Genomic DNA, 15460 nt, shown 5'->3' with positions numbered 1-15460 from the left:
GCGCCTCGGCAATGTCGGGTTCATAAGGCGGTTGGGCAGGGGCGATTCGCGGCATGACGGCACTCCGTTCCGGTGCTACAATTTCAGTAGCATCGGGAGCGAGCCATCGCTACAGAAAATGTAGTAACGGAGCGGATCAATGGTGAAAACCGTTCAGCCCGGACATCCGGTACGGGGTTCCCGGAGCGGACGGCCGATCATGCTGCTGCTCGATCTGCTGGGCCGCCGCTGGGTGCTGCGGCTGATCTGGGAGCTGCGCGAGGAGCCCAGGCGCTTCCGCGAACTACAGGCGGCGACTGGCGCCAGCCCCACCATCATCAATGAAAGATTGGCGGAACTGCGCGCAGCCAACCTGGTCACGGTCGACGCAACGAGCGGCTATCGGCTCACGCCGCTGGGCGAGGAGCTGCTCGGCCGATTCCTGCCGCTGCATGTCTGGTCGGAGAAATGGGCGAAACGCCTGTCGGCTTAACCGCCCGACAGCGAACGCCCTGAAGAGTTGTCTCTGGGAAGAACCGCACATCGGGAGCGGCCAAATTGGGGTCTGGCCTTACTGATGCGACCCGCGAGGGCCGCTCCCGGCGCGTCATTCGTGAGTTCCGCTATGCCGATGCCCGAATGCTTGCGCCGGCAATCTTCGCGGCACGCTGGCCCGGTGGAAGCATCAAAACCTCCGCGTCGGATGCGAGACCCGACTATCCAGTCACGAAGGCGGCTGGTTGTCAACGGCGCAGAGGCGGGGGCGACGTTTGTCATCGCCGTGTCAGCCGGGCGGAGACGATCAGGGCGATCGCCGCCAGGCTGACGATGATCGTGGCCAGCACGTTGATCTGCGGGTCGACGCCCAGACGCACACTCGAATAGACGCGCATCGGCAGGGTCTGGGTCGATGCGCCGGCGACGAACTGCGTCATGATCAGATCGTCGAGCGAGAGCGTGAAGGCGAGCAGCCAGCCCGAGCCCACCGCCGGCGCGATCAGGGGCAGGGTGACGGTGCGGAACGTGGTCCAGGGCGTGGCGCCGAGATCCATCGCCGCCTCCTCGAGCGACCGGTCGAAGTCGGCCAGGCGGGCCTGCACCACGATGGCGACGAAGGAAAGCGAGAAGGTCGTGTGCGCGATGACGATGGTGAGGAAGCCGCGATCGGGTCCGCCGAGGAATTGCTGCGAGCCCACGAACAGCAGCAGCATGGAGATGCCCATCACCACCTCGGGCATGACCATCGGCGCGATGACGAGGCTGCCGAACAGCATGCGGCCGGGAAAGCGCGCGACGCGCGCCAGCACGTAGCCGGCAGCGAGCCCCAGCAGCGCCGAGAGGGTGGCGCTCACCAGGGCGATGCGCAGCGACAGCCAGGCGGCCGACAGCATGGCCTGGTTGTGCAGCAGCTCCCGCCACCAGTGCAGCGAGAAGCCTGCCCACACCGTCACCAGCCGCGAGGCATTGAAGGAATAGGCGATCACCAGAGCGATCGGCACGTAGAGGAAGGCGTAGCCGAAGCAGAGCGCCGTCAGGGCGAAGCGGGCGCGGCCATGCATCAGCGGTGCTCCAGGCTTTTCGCCTGCTGCCGCTGGAACAGCGCGATCGGGCCCACGAGCAGCGCGAGCAGGCAGACGGCCACGGCCGAAGCGAGCGGCCAGTCGGCATTGGTGAAGAACTCGTCCCACAGCACCTTGCCGATCATCAGCGTCCTCGTCCCGCCCAGCAGATCGGGAATCACGAACTCGCCGACCGCCGGAATGAACACCATCAGGCAGCCTGCGACGATGCCGGGCAGCGACAAGGGCAGGGTGACGGTGAGAAAGGCCGCGACCGGCCTGGCGCCCAGATCGGCCGCCGCTTCGAGCAGGCTCCAGTCGAGCTTTTCCAGCGTGGCGTAGAGCGGCAGCACCATGAACGGCAGGTAGGCGTAGACGATGCCGAGATGCACCGCCCATTCGGTGCCGAGGATCGTGCCGGGATGGGCGACCAGGCCCAATCCGCGCAGCACCTGGTTCAGGATGCCGTTCTCGGCCAGCAGCCCCATCCAGGCATAGACGCGGATCAGGAACGAAGTCCAGAAGGGCAGCACGACCAGCATCAGGAGGAACGGCCGCCGCGCCGGCCGGGCGCGCACGATGGCATAGGCCATGGGGTAGCCGAGCAGCAGCGCGCCCAGCGTCGAGGTGGCGGCGATGCGCAGCGAGCTCAGCCACGCCGCGATGTAGAGATCGTCGGTGAAGAGCAGCTTGAAGTTGTCGAGGCTCCAGCCGAGCTCGACCGGCGGCACCGAGTCGGGCGCGATGGTGCCGAGCGCGATCGCCAGCACCAGGACAAACGGCAGCAGGAAGAACAAGGCCAGCCAGGCGAACGGCAAGGCGATGACGGCGCGCATGGTCAAGTGATGCCCAAGCGTGTTTCTGTGTCATCCCGAGCGCAGCGAGGGATCTTTGATGGACAGCGATGAAAGATCCCTCGCGGACGCTCGGGATGACACCGTTCCCGAGGCACACGGCGGTCGGCCGCCGAGATGCGTTTACTCATGCAGCACCTGTCCGGCATCGTTGTTCCAGCCGAGCCACACGTGATGCCCGCGGCGAAAGGCATCCTCGTGGGTGCGGACGGTATTGGCGCGCGAGACCAGCATGACGGGGCCATCCTTGATGGCGACGCGGTAGAGCGACCGGTCGCCTTCATAGGCGATGTCGACGACCTCGCCGGAAATGATCTGCGCTGCAGCCGGCCGGTCGGCGGAAAGCATGATTTTCTCCGGCCGCAACGCGAGCCACCGCCCGTCGCCGAGGTCGAGGATGTTGGCGATGCCGATGAAATCGGCGACGAAGCGCGACACCGGATGCTCGTAGAGCTCGCGCGGCGTGCCGATCTGGACGATGCGGCCGGCGCTCATCACGGCGAGCCGGCTCGCCATCGACATCGCCTCTTCCTGGTCGTGCGTGACGACGACGAAGGTGAGGCCGAGCTGTTCCTGCAGGCGCACCAGCTCGAACCGCGTGCCCTCGCGCAGCTTGCGGTCCAGGGCGGCGAGCGGCTCGTCGAGCAGCAGGAGCTTCGGACGTTTCACCAGCGCGCGCGCGAGCGCCACCCGCTGGCGCTGGCCGCCGGAAAGCTGTGCTGGCTTGCGGCCGCCGAACCCTTCGAGCTTCACCAACGCCAGAGCCTCGGCCACGCGGACCTCGATCTCGGGCCTGGGCACGGCCTCGCGCCGCAGGCCATAGGCGACATTCGCCGCCACATCCATGTGCGGAAAGAGGGCGTAGGACTGGAACATCATGTTGACCGGCCTGAGATGCGGCGGCACGCCGGTCATGTCCTGGCCGTCGATCAGGATGCGGCCGGCGTCGGGCATCTCGAGGCCCGCCAGCAGGCGCAGAAGGGTGGTCTTCCCGCAGCCCGAGCCGCCAAGCAGGGCGAACAGCTCGCCGCGGCCGATCTCGAGATCCACGCCGGCCACGGCCTGGACCTCGCCGAAGCGCTTTGCCAGACGCTCGATCGTGACAATCGGAATGCTTACCAGCGCCAATTCATCGTCCGGTCTTCACGGCGGTCCAGAGCCGGGTGCGCGCGCGCACCTCGGCCGGCTTGGCGGCGGTGATGGTGTAGAGCTTGGCGCGCACCTCAGGTGGCGGATAGACGGCGGGATTGCCCGAGATCGACTTGTCGAGCAGGGCAGTGGCCGCAGCATTGCCGTTGGCGTAGCCGGTGAGCGCGCTCGAGGCCGCCGCGACCTTCGGATCGAGCATGAAGTCGAGGAACCGGTAGGCTTCGTCGGGGTGCGGTGCGTCCTTGGGGATCGCCGCAACGTCGATCCAGAGCATCGCGCCCTCGCGCGGAATGGCATAGGCGATTTCGCGCTTCTCGACGGCCTTCGCCGCGCGGTCGCGCGCCTGCAGGATGTCGCCGGAATAGCCGAAGGCGAGGCAGATATCGCCGCCGGCGAGGGCGTTGATGTATTCGGAGGAATGGAACTTGCGGATGTAGGGGCGCACGGCGTTGAGCGCGTCGGCCGCTTTCTGCAGATCGGCCGTGCGCTTGGAGTCGGGATCCAGCCCCAGATACTTCAACGCTGCCGGCAGCACGTCGGTGGCGCTGTCGAGCACCATGACGCCGCAGTCCGCGAAATGCGACACGACCGCCGGATCGAAGATCATGGCGAGCGAGTCGAGCGGAGCGTCGGCCATTCGCTTCTTGATCGCCGCCACGTTGTAGCCGATACCGACCGTGCCCCACATCCAGGGGATGGCATGCGCGTTGCCAGGGTCGTACTTGGCGAGCTGCTCCATGATCCTGGGATCGAGATTGCTCCAGTTCTCGAGCCTCGACTTGTCGAGCGGCAGGTAGAGCTTGGCCGCGAGCTGGCGCACGAAGAAGGGCGACGCCGTCGGCACGACGATGTCGTAGCCCGAATGGCCGGTCCGGAGCTTGGCGTCGAGGATCTCGTTGGAATCGTAGGTCGTGTAGTTGACCTTGATGCCCGTTTCCTGGGTGAAGGTCTTGAGCTGGTCCTCGGCGATATAGTCCGACCAGTTGTAGACGTCGACCTGCTTCTGGGCGAAGGACGGCCCAGCGGCGAAGATCAGCAGGCAGGCGAGAAGGCCAAGACGCATCGAGTTCTCCGGACAAACGGGCGCATGATTCCGGCGTGACTCGTGAAACGCAAGCCGTCGCCGGCCGCCAGCCGCGCCTTTTCGTCGCCGCGCCGTCAGACGCCGAGATATCTGTGCTGCAGGGCCCTGTCGCGGCCCAGCGCCTGGGAGCTGCCGGCCCAGACCACGCGCCCCTTTTCGACGATGTGATGGCGGTCGGCGAGGCCGATCAGGGCGCCGACATTCTTGTCGATCACCAGGATCGCCTGACCCTCGGTCTTGAGGCGGCGCAGGCACGCCCAGATCTCCTCGCGGATGAGCGGCGCGAGACCCTCCGTCGCCTCGTCGAGGATCAGGAGCTTCGGATTGGTCATCAGGGCGCGGCCGATCGCGAGCATCTGCTGCTCGCCGCCGGAAAGCTGATTGCCGCGGTTGCCCTGTCGTTCGGCGAGCCGCGGGAAGAGTCCGAACACGCGCTCGAGCGTCCAGGGCTCGCGCCGGCCGCCGCGATTGGCGGAAGCCGCCACCAGATTCTCGCGCACCGAAAGGTTGGGGAAGATCTGCCGTCCTTCCGGCACGAGGCCGAGCCCGAGGCGGGCGATGCGGAAGGACGGCAGCCGGTCGAGGCGATGACCCTCGAACTCGATCGAGCCCTGGCGCTGGGGCAGCAGGCCCATGATCGCATGCACGGTGGTGGTCTTGCCCATGCCGTTGCGGCCCATCAGGGTCACGACCTCGCCGGCATCGACCGACAACTCCATGCCGAACAGGGCCTGGCTCGAGCCGTAGAAGCCCGTGAGCTCGCGGACCCGGAGCATCAGGCCGCTTCCTCGCCGAGATACGCCTGGCGCACCTCGGCGCTGTTGCGGATCTCGGAAGGGGTGCCGGAGGCGATGGCGCGTCCATAGACCAGCACGGTGATGCGGTCGGCGAGCGCGAAAACGGCGTCCATGTCGTGCTCGATCAGCAGCATGGCGCAGCGCTGCTTCAGCCGGTGCAGCAGCGCGACCAGGCGCTGCGATTCCTCGACCCCCATGCCGGCCATAGGCTCGTCGAGCAGCAGAAGCCTGGGCTCGCCCGCGAGCGCCATCGCGATCTCGAGCTGACGCTGCTCACCGTGGCTCAGCGTTGACGCCAGCGCATCGACGCGCCGCTCGAGGCCGACCGCCTCGAGCTTGCGCCGGGCGAGATCGCGCAGGCGGCGGTCGCGCCGCACGTCGGCCAGGAAACGGAAGGAATGGCCATCGTGCGCCTGGACGGCGAGGGCGACATTGTCGAGCACCGTGAACTCGCGCAGCACCGAGGTGATCTGGAAGGAACGTGCCATGCCCAGTCGCACGCGGGCATGGACGGGAAGTCGAGTGACGTCGCGGCCAGCGAAGCGGATGGTGCCCGAATCGGGCCGCAGGTTGCCGGTGAGCTGGCCGACCAGCGTCGTCTTGCCGGCGCCATTGGGCCCGATCAGGGCGTGGATCTCGCCCGGCATCACATCGATCATGACGTTGTCGGTGGCGACCAGGCCGCCGAAGCGCTTGACCAGCGCCTCGGCCCGAAGCAGCGGTTCAGCCATGGCGAAGCCCCAGAAGCGAATCGATCCCGCCGCGGGCATAGAGGGCGATCACCACCAGCAGGGGCCCGAACACGATCTGCCAATATTCGCCCCAGCCGCGATGCAGGAGGTCGAGCAGCGGCGGCAGGAATTCCTCGACGGCAAAGAAGGCGATGGCGCCGTACAGCGGACCGAACAGTGCGCCGATGCCGCCCAGCACGACGATCACGATGAGGTCGCCCGACTTCACCCACGACATTATGGCGGGCGAGATATAGGCGCCGTCGTTGGCGAGCAGGATGCCCGCCAGCGCGCCGAAGGCGCCGGCAATGGCGAAGGCGACGAGGCGATAGCGGAAGACGGGAAAGCCGAGCGCCGCCATGCGCAGCTCGTTGGACCTGGCGCCGCGCAACACATAGCCGAAGCGGGAATGAGCGAGCCGGCTGCAAAACCAGAGCGTGGCGCAGAGAAGCGCGAAGCAGAGCCAGTAGAAGGCGGCCTTGTCGCGCAGGTCGATCAGTCCGGGGAAACGGCTGCGGCTGATGTTGAGGCCGTCGTCGCCGCCATAGGCCGCGAGGCCGGAGCTAAGATAGTAGACGAGCTGTGCGAAGGCGAGCGTGATCATGATGAAGTAGACGCCGCGGGTCCTGAGCGACAGCGCGCCGATCAGCGCCGCCCAGGCGACCGCTACCAGGACGGCAACGGGCCACTGCAGCCAGCCGCTCTCGAAGCCCTCGGCCGAGAGGATGCCGACCGCATAGCCGCCGATGCCGAGAAATGCCGCGTGGCCGAAGCTCACCAGGCCGGCGTATCCCAGGATCATGTTGAGGCTCGCCGCGGCGATCGCCCAGATGACGATGCGGTTGCCGACCGACAGCAGGTAGCGCTGGTCGAAAGCGTGCGTGAGGAGCGGCAGGACGGCGAGCACCAGCAGGGCGACCGCCGTGACGAGGCCACGCGGCGTGCGCAAGGCCGAGAGCGGACCGGCGGTCATCTAGCCCCGCTGCCCGAACAGGCCGGTGGGACGCCAGACCAGGACCGCGGCCATGACGACGTAGATCAGGACCTGCGAGATGGCGGGTGCGGCGGCGGAGGCACTGGCGGCTCCCATGAACGTCTTCAGGAGATCGGGCAGGAAGGCGCGGCCGACGATGTCGATCTGACCCACCACCATGGCGGCGACGAAGGCGCCCTTGATCGAGCCGATGCCGCCGATCACGATGATCACGAAGGCGACGATCAGGATGTCGTCGCCCATGCCGATCTTGACCGACGCGATGGGCGCGGCCATCAGGCCGGCGAGCCCGGCGAAGACGGCGCCGAGACCGAACACCAGGCTGAACAGCAGCTCGATATTGACGCCGAGGGCGGCGATCATCCGGCGGTTCGAGGCGCCGGCGCGGATCAGCATGCCGAGCCGGGTGCGCGCCACCAGCCAGGCGAGCAGGATCGCCACCGCCACGCCGGCCACGATGAGGGCGAAGCGATAGGCGGGATAGGGCACGCCGGGCAGGACGTTGACGGTGCGGTTGAGGAACGCCGGCACCGCGATGCTGCGGCCCTCGGGACCCCAGATCGCGCGCACCAGCTCGTTGAAGAACAGGATCAGGCCGAAGGTCGCCAGCACCTGGTCGAGATGATCGCGGGCATAAAGTCGCCGCGCCACCACGATTTCAACGATCACGCCCAGCAGGAAGCAGGCGGGCAGGGCGAGAAGGGTGCCCAGCATGAACGAGTCGGTGAGACCGATCAGCGTCCAGGCGAAATAGGCGCCCATCATGTAGAGCGAGCCGTGCGCCAGGTTCACGAGGTCCATGATGCCGAAGGTGAGCGTGAGACCGGCGGCCAGCAGGAACATCAGCAGCCCGAGCTGCACGCCGTTCAGCATCTGGATCAGGAGGTAGTCCACATTTCCTCAGTCGATGCCGCAGCCTTGGCGTCATGCCGGGTCGAAGGCGAGGGATCCTCGGGTGCCTCAGGGGTCCCTCGCGGCACTCGGAACGACGATGGCGCCGGCCGGCGCCACGGTCACTTCATCGAGCACTTCTCGTAGTACGGATCCTTGCCGTCGGTGATCGCGGTGGCGATGGTCTTCACGGTCATCTTGCCGTCGGCGTCCTTCACCGTCTCCTGGATGTAGAAGTTCTGGATCGGGAAGTGGTTGGTGTTGAACTTGAAACCGCCGCGCAGCGACTTGAAGTTGGCCTTCATGATCTCGGCACGGACCTTGTCCTTGTCCTTCAGGTTCCCCTTCAGGGCCTCGACCGCGGAGTCGATCAGCATGATCGCGTCGTAGCTCTGCGCGCCGTAGTAGGAAGGGTAGACGCCGTACTTCTTCTTGAAGTCGGCGACATAACGCTTGTTCTGCTCGTTCGGCAGATCGTTGACCCACTCCTGCGCTCCCAGCGTGCCGAGCGCCAGCTCGCCCTGCTGCGGCAGGGTGATCGCATCGATCGAGAACACCTGGTAGAGCGGAATCGACTTGTTGAGGCCCGCCTGCACATACTGCTTCAGGAACTGCACGCCGTGCGCGCCGGGATAGAAGATGAAGATGCCCTCCGGCTTCACCTGCGCGATCTTGGCGAGCTCGGCCGAGAAGTCGAGCTGGCCGGGCCACTTCGTATAGTCCTCGCCGACGATCTTGCCCTTGTAGGTGAGCTTCAGGCCGGCCAGCATGTCCTTGCCGGCGGCATAGTTGGGGCCCATCAGGTAGAGGTTCTTCACCCCCTTCTTGTTCAGGTACTCGCCCATCGCCATCGGCGTCTGGTCGTTCTGCCACGAGGTGGAGAAGAAGTTCTTGTTGCAGAGCGGGCCCGCGATCTGCGACGGGCCGGCATTGGCGCCGATCAGGATCGTGTCGCCCTCGTCGACTACCGTCTTGAGCGAGGCGAGCAGCACGTTGGACCAGATATAGCCCGACACGAAATCGACCTTGTCCTGCTGGACAAGCTTCTCCGATTTCTGCTTGCCAACATCGGGCTTGAACTGGTCGTCCTCATAAACGATCTCGATCGGCTCGCCGGCCATCTTGCCGCCGAGATGCTCGACGGCGAGGTCGACCGACCGGCGCATGTCCTCGCCGATCGCCGCCTGCGGGCCGGAAAAAGTGCTGATGAATCCGATCTTGACGCTCTGCTGCGCCTGCACCGCCGGCAGGCCGAGCCCCAGGATCGTCGCGACCGTTGCAGCACCCAACAACGTGCTCTTCATATATCCCACTCCCTGTTTCGTTGATCTTATAGAAGCCGAAAACGGGATCGATGTCATCCCGAGTGTAATAACCGGCGCCGCTATGTCCTGAGCTTGAAGCGCTGGATCTTGCCGGTCGCCGTCTTGGGAAGCTCGGGCACGTACTCCACCCAGCGCGGGTACTTGTACGGCGCGAGCGTCTTCTTGCAGAGCGCCATCAGCTCGTCGGTCAACGCCGCGCCGGCATCGGCGGCCTGCTTCAGGACCACGACCGCCTTGGGCTTGATCAGGGAGTCGGCGTCGGCCTGGCCGATGACGGCGGCCTCGAGCACGGCGGGGTGTCCCACCAGGCAATTCTCGATCTCGACCGGCGAGCACCAGATGCCGCCGACCTTCAGCATGTCGTCGCTGCGGCCCTCGTAGACGAAATAGCCGTCCTCGTCCTGGCGATAGGTATCGCCGGTGTCGAGCCAGCCATCGACCATGGTCTCGGCCGTCTTGTCCGGCTTGTTCCAGTAGTATTTCGCCGTCGATTCGGCGCGGATCCAGAGCCGCCCGCTTTTCCCCTTGGCGACCGGTTTGCCGGCTTCGTCGAGGATCTTTACCTCGTAGCCCGGCACCGGCTTGCCGCTGGTGCCGGCGCGAAAGTCGTCGAGCCGGTTGCCGATGAAGATGTGCAGCGCCTCGGTCGAGCCGATGCCGTCCAGGATCACGGTGCCGGTCCTGTCCTTCCAGCGACGGAACATGTCGGCGGGCAGGGCCTCGCCGGCCGAGACGCAGGCCCGAAGGCTCGGGAAGCGACGGGCCTTGGCGTCGAGGGCGGCGAGCTGGGCGGCGTAGAGCGTCGGCACGCCGAAGAACAGGGTCGGCCCGAAGGTCTCGATGGTCTCGAAGGTCGCGTCCGGTGTCGGGCGCCGTTCGTCGAGCACCGCCGTGCCGCCGACCCAGAGCGGAAAGGTCATGGCGTTGCCGAGCCCGTAGGCGAAGAAGAGCTTGGCGGCGGAATAGCAGATGTCGCTGTCCGTCACGCCCAGCACGCGCACGCCGTAGAGCTCGCTGGTCACGACCATGTCGCGTTGCGCGTGCACAGCGCCCTTGGGCCTGCCGGTCGAGCCCGAGGAATAGAGCCAGAAGCAATCGTCGGTCGGGCCGGCGAGGTGAGGCTCGAGCGTCGGCGCGGCCTTGGCCATCCCGGCCAGGAAGGCATCGACCGTCAGCGCCCGCGGCGCCTTGCCGGCGAGCTGCGCCAGCGCCGGCTCGATCTCCCCGGCGTACTCCGACGAATAGACGACGAGGCCGCAGCCGGAGTCGTCGATCATGTAGGCGTAGTCCGACGCACGCAGAAGCGTGTTGGGCGGCACCGGCACGATGCCCGCCTTGATGGCGCCCCAGAAGAGATAGAAGAAGGTCGGGCAGTCCTTCACCACCATCAAGACCCGATCGCCCGGCTTCAAACCCAGCGCCGACAGGGCGTTGCCGGTTCGGTTCACCCGTTCGGCCAGCTCGGCATAGGTGACGGTTTCATGTGCGGTGCGGATCGCGGCCTTTGCACCGCGCCCTTCGACCAGATGGCGGTCGATGAACGGCACTGCCACATTGAATCGCGCCGGCAGCCGGACCTTGTTGTCCGGGCCGAAATCGATGCCTTGCATCATCCCGACGTCTTCCTCCCAGTCGAATGATTATAAGACGTCAGTTGAACCGCACGTACTCGAAATCCAACGGCTGGCCGTTGATGCCGCGCGCCGGCGGCGCGATCCAGTGGGCGAACTTGCCGGGCTCGATGACGGCGGATCCCATCAGCGACGTGACATAGGCCCGATCCTCCGCGGTCGGCAGCCACTTGCCCTCGTTGGCCTGCCACTCGGCCTCGCTCAGCATCCGGCCGTCGGGCGAGATGCGAAGGCCCGCGAAGGCACCGATGTGGCGATCGAAGCCGCGGTGCGGCAGCTTGAACTCGAAGTCGATGCCGGCCTTCTCGATGACCTTGTTCCAGCGCAGCACCCCGCGCGCGCAATCCTCGACATAGTCCTGGCGCAGGCGCTCGTTGAGTGCCTGCAGGGCCGGCACCGCCTTCTTCACGATCCGGCCGTCCTCGACCGTCTCGATCTCGTACGACGACCCGGTCAGCAGATGGTCGTCGTCGATGCGCGTCTCGAGGAAACGGCCCTTCACGCCCATGGTGTAGTAGTTGGCGGCGTTGGTCGAAGCCTCCTGCCCGAACAGGTCGAGCGACACCGAGAAGTGGAAGTTGAGGTATTTCTGCATCGTCGGCAGATCGATCGCGCCCAGTGCACGCACATCGTCGGTCTTGTGCTCCTTCATGAGCTGGCAGGTGCGCTCGACGATGCGCATGACGCCGCTCTCGCCCACGAACATGTGATGCGCCTCTTCCGTCAGCATGAAGCGGCAGGAGCGCGACAGGGGGTCGAAGCCCGACTCGGCGAGCGAGGCGAGCTGGTATTTGCCGTCCCGGTCGGTGAAGAAGGTGAACATGAAGAAGGAGAGCCAGTCCGGCGTCTTCTCGTTGAAGGCGCCGAGGATGCGCGGCTTGTCGGGATCGCCGGAATGGCGTTCCAGCAGCGCCTCGGCCTCCTCGCGCCCGTCGCGGCCGAAATAGGCGTGCAGCAGGTAGACCATCGCCCACAGGTGCCGGCCTTCCTCGACATTGATCTGGAAGAGATTGCGCAGGTCGTAGAGCGAGGGTGCCGTCTTGCCGAGCTGGCGCTGCTGTTCGACCGAAGCGGGTTCGGTGTCGCCCTGTGTCACGATCAGGCGGCGCAGGGTCGAGCGCAGCTCGCCCGGGACCTCCTGCCAGGCCGGCTGGCCCTTGTTGTCGCCGAAGGCGATCTTGCGCTCGGGATCCTGGCCCGCGAGGAAGATGCCCCAGCGATAGTCCGGCATCTTCACGTGGCCAAAATTTGCCCAGCCGTTGGCGTCGACCGAGACCGCGGTACGCAGGTAGACGTCGAAGTTCGCGGTGCCGTCCGGCCCCATGTCCTTCCACCAGTCGCGGAAGCGCGGCTGCCAGTTCTCGAGCGCGCGCTGCAGGCGCCGGTCGCTCGCTAGGTCGACGTTGTTGGGAATGAGCTGGGTGTAGTCGATGGCCATGATCGCCTCCTCGAGTGCGCCGATCAGGCGCGCTTGCGGTCGTACTTGCTCTGCTTGCCCGTGCCGTAGAGTTTCAACGCCCCCTCCGGGCCGGTGGCGTTGGGGCGCTGGAAGATCCAGTTCTGCCAGGCCGAGAGGCGGGCGAAGATCTTGGTCTCCAGGGTCTCCGGCCCGGCAAAGCGCAGGTTCGCCTCCATGCCGATCAGCCCGTCCGGCGAGAAACCTGCGCGTTCCTCGACGGCAAGCCGCACCTCGTCTTCCCAGTCGATGTCGTCGGGCGTGAAGGTGACGAGGCCGAGCTGGTTTGCTGTCTCCGCGTCGATCGCCTCGCCGATCTCTTCCTTCAGCTCGCCGACGTGGTCGGGCTCGGCCAAGAATCGCGTCGCCAGGCGCGTCAGGCCGTTGCCCATCGGATAGGGCCCGAAATTCATCGGCGTGAGCCTCACTTCGGCTTCCGGCAGGTTCGAGCCCTCGAACGTGCCCTCCAGCATGTAGGAACGATCGGCCGCCAGTACGAGCTCGAACAGGGTGCCGACGAAGCACGAGCCGGGCTCCACCAGCGCGATCAGGCTGCGCGAGCTCACATCGAGCCGCTTGAGCGTGCGTTTCCAGTACAGAACGATCTCGCGCACCAGCCAGTTCGAGGCCTCCCGCGCGAGCAGCGCATCGTAGGCCTCGACCTGCGCCGGATCGCCCTGGCTGTGCAGCACCCACGTGCCGATCTCGGTCTCGTTCAGCCTGAGATGCATCACCGCGTCGTCGAGCGCACGGGCGAGGGCGAGTGGCCAGAAGGCGGCGCCTTCGGTCTGGATGCCGGCCGCATGGGCAGCCGCTGCCCTCGCCGGACCGTTGATGCGGAAATGCGCCGCGCGTCGGTCACGATCGATCTCGACGGCGAGATGGGGGTAGCGGATCGTATCGCCCTCGATAGTGCGCTCGACGGTCGGCAGCATGATGCCCCGGGCATCCGTCGGGCGACGGGACTTGGCCGCGACCTCCTCGGCGATCTTCTTCGTCTCGTCGACGAGCTTGCTGGGCGGGATCAGCCTGTCGACCAGCCGCCAGTCGCGGGCGCGTTTGCCGCGCACGCCCTCGGCAGTGGTGCAGAAGAAGTCGGCGAGGTCGCGACGCACCAGGCGCTTGTCGACGAGGCGGGTCAGGCCGCCCGTGCCGGGCAGCACGGCGAGCAGCGGCAGCTCCGGCAGCGATACCGCGCTCGAGCCGTCGTCCGCCAGCAGGATCTGCTCGCAGGCGAGCGCCAGCTCGTAGCCGCCGCCCGCGGCGATGCCGTTGATCGAGCAGATATAGCGCTGGCCGGAGTTCTCGGTCGCGTCCTCGATCGCAAGCCGCGTCTCGTTGGTGAACTTGCAGAAGTTCACCTTGTGGTCGTGGCTGGAGAGCCCCAGCATGTTGATATTGGCGCCGGAGCAGAAGATGCGATCGCGCTGGCTGCGGATCACCACGGCGCCGATCTCGGGATGTTCGAAGCGCAGGCGCTGGACGGCATCAGCGAGCTCGATATCGACGCCGAGATCGTAGGAATTGAGCTTGAGCTTGTAGCCGGGCCGAAGGCCCGCGTCCTCGTTCACGTCCATGGTGAGATAGGCGACGCCGTTCTCCAGGGCGAGCTTCCAGTGCTGGTAGCGGTCGGGCGAAGTGCGGAAGTCGATGGGCGCGACGTCGGCCATGGCGTTCCCTACATTTCGTAATTTTGTAATTCGGTACCGGATTACCTATTTACTTTCGTGACGGCAAGCGCATTCTACGCTTGTTGTTATGATCGCAATCCGTTCTGCTCAAGCCTCTGATTTGGCGGCGATTTCTGCCTTGGACCGGCGGCTGACCGGGTCCGACAAGCCGCAATATTGGCAGGACATGCTGGGGCCCGACCGCCATTTCCTAGTCGCCGAGACAGAGACGGGAACGCTGGCGGGCTTCATCGCCGGGGAGATCCGGGCTTGGGAATTCGGCCAGCCGGCTGCGGGTTGGGTGTTCGCCATCCAGATTGAGCCGGCACTCCGCCTGCAGGGCGTCGGCACCCGCCTTTTCGAGGCGCTGGTCGCGCGGTTCAAGGAGAAGGGCGTGAGCCGTGTGCGCACGCTGGTCGAGCGCCGGGATCATCTGATTTTGTCCTTCTTCCGGGCGCAGGGCATGGTGGCCGGACCGTCGCTGCAGCTCGACAAGGATCTGTCGTGAGGAGAGAGGCGTGAGGCTGCAGACGGGCACGCGGCTCGGCCTCTACGCGGTGCTCGAGCTGGCGCGCGATCCGCAGCGCACCCTTTCGGCCGCCGATCTGGCCGAGCGCTTCGGTGTATCGAGCCATCATCTCGCCAAGGTCCTGCGCACCCTGGCCGGGGCCGGGCTGGTGCGCGGCGACCGCGGCGCCTCGGGCGGCTATCGCTTCACCGGCAACCGTCGCCGCACCACGCTCATGGACATTGTCGCCCTGTTCGAGCCCGTACCCGGCCGGCGCGCCAAAGAGGCCGGCGCGGACACCGACATCGGCCAGGCGCTTCAGAGCGTATTGCTGGAGATCGACGAGATCGCCGAAGCGACGCTGCGTTCGATCAGTATCGAGACCTTGCTGAAAGGATGCCTGCAGCACGCCTGACATCAAGGTTGGCGCGAGAACCTGGCATCCAGTTCGGCAATCGCGCGGTCGGCATCCTGCGGATCGACCCGGCGCAGGATGAGATCGAGCTTCGCCTCCTTGCGCTCGTCGCCTTCGCGGGATTGCGGCGAGCCCACGTAGAGAAAAAAGGCGAGTCCGGCGACCTGCCAAAGGAGCTGCAGGAACTCCGATTGCCAGTTCTCCAGCGTGTCCCTGGTCATTTGGATGACGTAGCCGCCGATGTCGGGCGCCATGCCGTGCGCGGCCTGATCGTCCACGTAGGCGAACCAGCCGAAGATCCAGTGACCAATGAGCGTGAAGGCGAAAAGGCCAAGAGTGATCCAGGCGTAGGCGTAGGCCTTCCACCGCGAAATCCGATGAACCATTTGACACCTGCCGACGCCATAACGAGCCGGC

Annotated in this window: 16 protein-coding genes; 3 read left to right on the top strand and 13 right to left on the bottom strand. The window is 66.1% G+C overall.

The window, feature by feature from the left end; translation table 11 throughout:
* Positions 1–199 precede the first annotated feature (199 nt).
* Entirely contained in the window at positions 200–472 is a 273-nt protein-coding gene (locus tag OJF58_RS03850; protein ID WP_366526814.1) for a helix-turn-helix domain-containing protein, read from the top strand.
* 280 nt (positions 473–752) lie between these two features.
* Here OJF58_RS03850 and OJF58_RS03845 read toward each other — a convergent pair whose 3' ends face one another.
* From OJF58_RS03845 to boxC, 12 genes are all read right to left on the bottom strand, one after another.
* Positions 753–1538, bottom strand: coding sequence for an ABC transporter permease subunit (locus OJF58_RS03845; RefSeq protein WP_300781751.1), 786 nt, complete (start codon positions 1536–1538; stop codon positions 753–755).
* Positions 1538–2374: an ABC transporter permease subunit gene (locus OJF58_RS03840; RefSeq protein WP_300781750.1), complete on the bottom strand. Its 837-nt coding sequence runs from the start codon at positions 2372–2374 to the stop codon at positions 1538–1540. The genes OJF58_RS03845 and OJF58_RS03840 overlap by 1 nt, the downstream gene beginning before the upstream one ends.
* A gap of 141 nt (positions 2375–2515) precedes the next feature.
* Positions 2516–3520, bottom strand: a complete 1005-nt coding sequence (locus tag OJF58_RS03835) for an ABC transporter ATP-binding protein (protein ID WP_300781749.1) — start codon at positions 3518–3520, stop codon at positions 2516–2518.
* Position 3521: 1 nt separating this feature from the next.
* Positions 3522–4604, bottom strand: a complete 1083-nt coding sequence (locus tag OJF58_RS03830; protein WP_300781748.1) for a polyamine ABC transporter substrate-binding protein — start codon at positions 4602–4604, stop codon at positions 3522–3524.
* 95 nt (positions 4605–4699) lie between these two features.
* Positions 4700–5401 carry an ABC transporter ATP-binding protein gene (locus tag OJF58_RS03825; RefSeq protein ID WP_300781747.1) on the bottom strand — a complete coding sequence of 234 codons (702 nt, stop codon included), beginning with the start codon at positions 5399–5401 and terminating at the stop codon, positions 4700–4702.
* Positions 5401–6153 (bottom strand): ABC transporter ATP-binding protein, encoded by a 753-nt coding sequence (locus tag OJF58_RS03820; protein ID WP_300781746.1) that lies wholly within the window; start codon positions 6151–6153, stop codon positions 5401–5403. Before OJF58_RS03820 ends, OJF58_RS03825 begins: the two co-directional genes overlap by 1 nt.
* Positions 6146–7126 carry a branched-chain amino acid ABC transporter permease gene (locus tag OJF58_RS03815; RefSeq protein ID WP_300781745.1) on the bottom strand — a complete coding sequence of 327 codons (981 nt, stop codon included), beginning with the start codon at positions 7124–7126 and terminating at the stop codon, positions 6146–6148. Before OJF58_RS03815 ends, OJF58_RS03820 begins: the two co-directional genes overlap by 8 nt.
* Entirely contained in the window at positions 7127–8020 is an 894-nt protein-coding gene (locus OJF58_RS03810) for a branched-chain amino acid ABC transporter permease (RefSeq protein ID WP_300785153.1), read from the bottom strand.
* 140 nt (positions 8021–8160) lie between these two features.
* Complete coding sequence (locus OJF58_RS03805; protein WP_300781744.1) at positions 8161–9342, bottom strand: ABC transporter substrate-binding protein; 1182 nt, start codon at positions 9340–9342, stop codon at positions 8161–8163.
* An 80-nt stretch (positions 9343–9422) separates the two neighbouring features.
* The gene (locus OJF58_RS03800) at positions 9423–10976 is read right to left on the bottom strand and encodes a benzoate-CoA ligase family protein (protein ID WP_300781743.1); all 1554 of its coding nucleotides are present in this window, start codon (positions 10974–10976) and stop codon (positions 9423–9425) included.
* 37 nt (positions 10977–11013) lie between these two features.
* The gene (boxB, locus tag OJF58_RS03795; protein ID WP_300781742.1) at positions 11014–12432 is read right to left on the bottom strand and encodes a benzoyl-CoA 2,3-epoxidase subunit BoxB; all 1419 of its coding nucleotides are present in this window, start codon (positions 12430–12432) and stop codon (positions 11014–11016) included.
* Positions 12433–12455: 23 nt separating this feature from the next.
* A complete protein-coding gene (gene boxC / locus OJF58_RS03790) occupies positions 12456–14120 on the bottom strand; it encodes a 2,3-epoxybenzoyl-CoA dihydrolase (protein WP_300781741.1) in 1665 nt (554 codons plus the stop codon).
* An 88-nt stretch (positions 14121–14208) separates the two neighbouring features.
* On the opposite strand from boxC, the gene OJF58_RS03785 reads away from it, so the two are divergent.
* Together OJF58_RS03785 and OJF58_RS03780 are read left to right on the top strand one after the other, a co-directional pair.
* A complete protein-coding gene (locus OJF58_RS03785) occupies positions 14209–14628 on the top strand; it encodes a GNAT family N-acetyltransferase (protein WP_300781740.1) in 420 nt (139 codons plus the stop codon).
* A gap of 10 nt (positions 14629–14638) precedes the next feature.
* Entirely contained in the window at positions 14639–15043 is a 405-nt protein-coding gene (locus OJF58_RS03780; protein ID WP_300781738.1) for an Rrf2 family transcriptional regulator, read from the top strand.
* A 2-nt stretch (positions 15044–15045) separates the two neighbouring features.
* Here OJF58_RS03780 and OJF58_RS03775 read toward each other — a convergent pair whose 3' ends face one another.
* Positions 15046–15429: a DUF6766 family protein gene (locus OJF58_RS03775; RefSeq protein ID WP_300781737.1), complete on the bottom strand. Its 384-nt coding sequence runs from the start codon at positions 15427–15429 to the stop codon at positions 15046–15048.
* Positions 15430–15460: the final 31 nt, after the last annotated feature.

Source organism: Enhydrobacter sp. (genome assembly GCF_030246845.1).
Taxonomy (GTDB): domain Bacteria; phylum Pseudomonadota; class Alphaproteobacteria; order Reyranellales; family Reyranellaceae; genus Reyranella.
Note: the sequence above shows the minus strand (reverse complement) of the source record. Positions and strands in the feature narration are given on the sequence as shown.

What these genes read in the sequence shown, in the direction of transcription:
- OJF58_RS03845 (WP_300781751.1), bottom strand. Translation starts at nt 1,538, where the DNA reads ATGCATGGCCGCGCCCGCTTCGCCCTGACGGCGCTCTGCTTCGGCTAC.
- OJF58_RS03785 (WP_300781740.1), top strand. Translation starts at nt 14,209, where the DNA reads ATGATCGCAATCCGTTCTGCTCAAGCCTCTGATTTGGCGGCGATTTCT.
- OJF58_RS03825 (WP_300781747.1), bottom strand. Translation starts at nt 5,401, where the DNA reads ATGCTCCGGGTCCGCGAGCTCACGGGCTTCTACGGCTCGAGCCAGGCC.
- OJF58_RS03800 (WP_300781743.1), bottom strand. Translation starts at nt 10,976, where the DNA reads ATGATGCAAGGCATCGATTTCGGCCCGGACAACAAGGTCCGGCTGCCG.
- OJF58_RS03815 (WP_300781745.1), bottom strand. Translation starts at nt 7,126, where the DNA reads ATGACCGCCGGTCCGCTCTCGGCCTTGCGCACGCCGCGTGGCCTCGTC.
- OJF58_RS03850 (WP_366526814.1), top strand. Translation starts at nt 200, where the DNA reads ATGCTGCTGCTCGATCTGCTGGGCCGCCGCTGGGTGCTGCGGCTGATC.
- OJF58_RS03820 (WP_300781746.1), bottom strand. Translation starts at nt 6,153, where the DNA reads ATGGCTGAACCGCTGCTTCGGGCCGAGGCGCTGGTCAAGCGCTTCGGC.
- OJF58_RS03830 (WP_300781748.1), bottom strand. Translation starts at nt 4,604, where the DNA reads ATGCGTCTTGGCCTTCTCGCCTGCCTGCTGATCTTCGCCGCTGGGCCG.
- OJF58_RS03775 (WP_300781737.1), bottom strand. Translation starts at nt 15,429, where the DNA reads ATGGTTCATCGGATTTCGCGGTGGAAGGCCTACGCCTACGCCTGGATC.
- OJF58_RS03810 (WP_300785153.1), bottom strand. Translation starts at nt 8,020, where the DNA reads ATGCTGAACGGCGTGCAGCTCGGGCTGCTGATGTTCCTGCTGGCCGCC.
- OJF58_RS03840 (WP_300781750.1), bottom strand. Translation starts at nt 2,374, where the DNA reads ATGCGCGCCGTCATCGCCTTGCCGTTCGCCTGGCTGGCCTTGTTCTTC.
- OJF58_RS03805 (WP_300781744.1), bottom strand. Translation starts at nt 9,342, where the DNA reads ATGAAGAGCACGTTGTTGGGTGCTGCAACGGTCGCGACGATCCTGGGG.
- boxB (WP_300781742.1), bottom strand. Translation starts at nt 12,432, where the DNA reads ATGGCCATCGACTACACCCAGCTCATTCCCAACAACGTCGACCTAGCG.
- boxC (WP_300781741.1), bottom strand. Translation starts at nt 14,120, where the DNA reads ATGGCCGACGTCGCGCCCATCGACTTCCGCACTTCGCCCGACCGCTAC.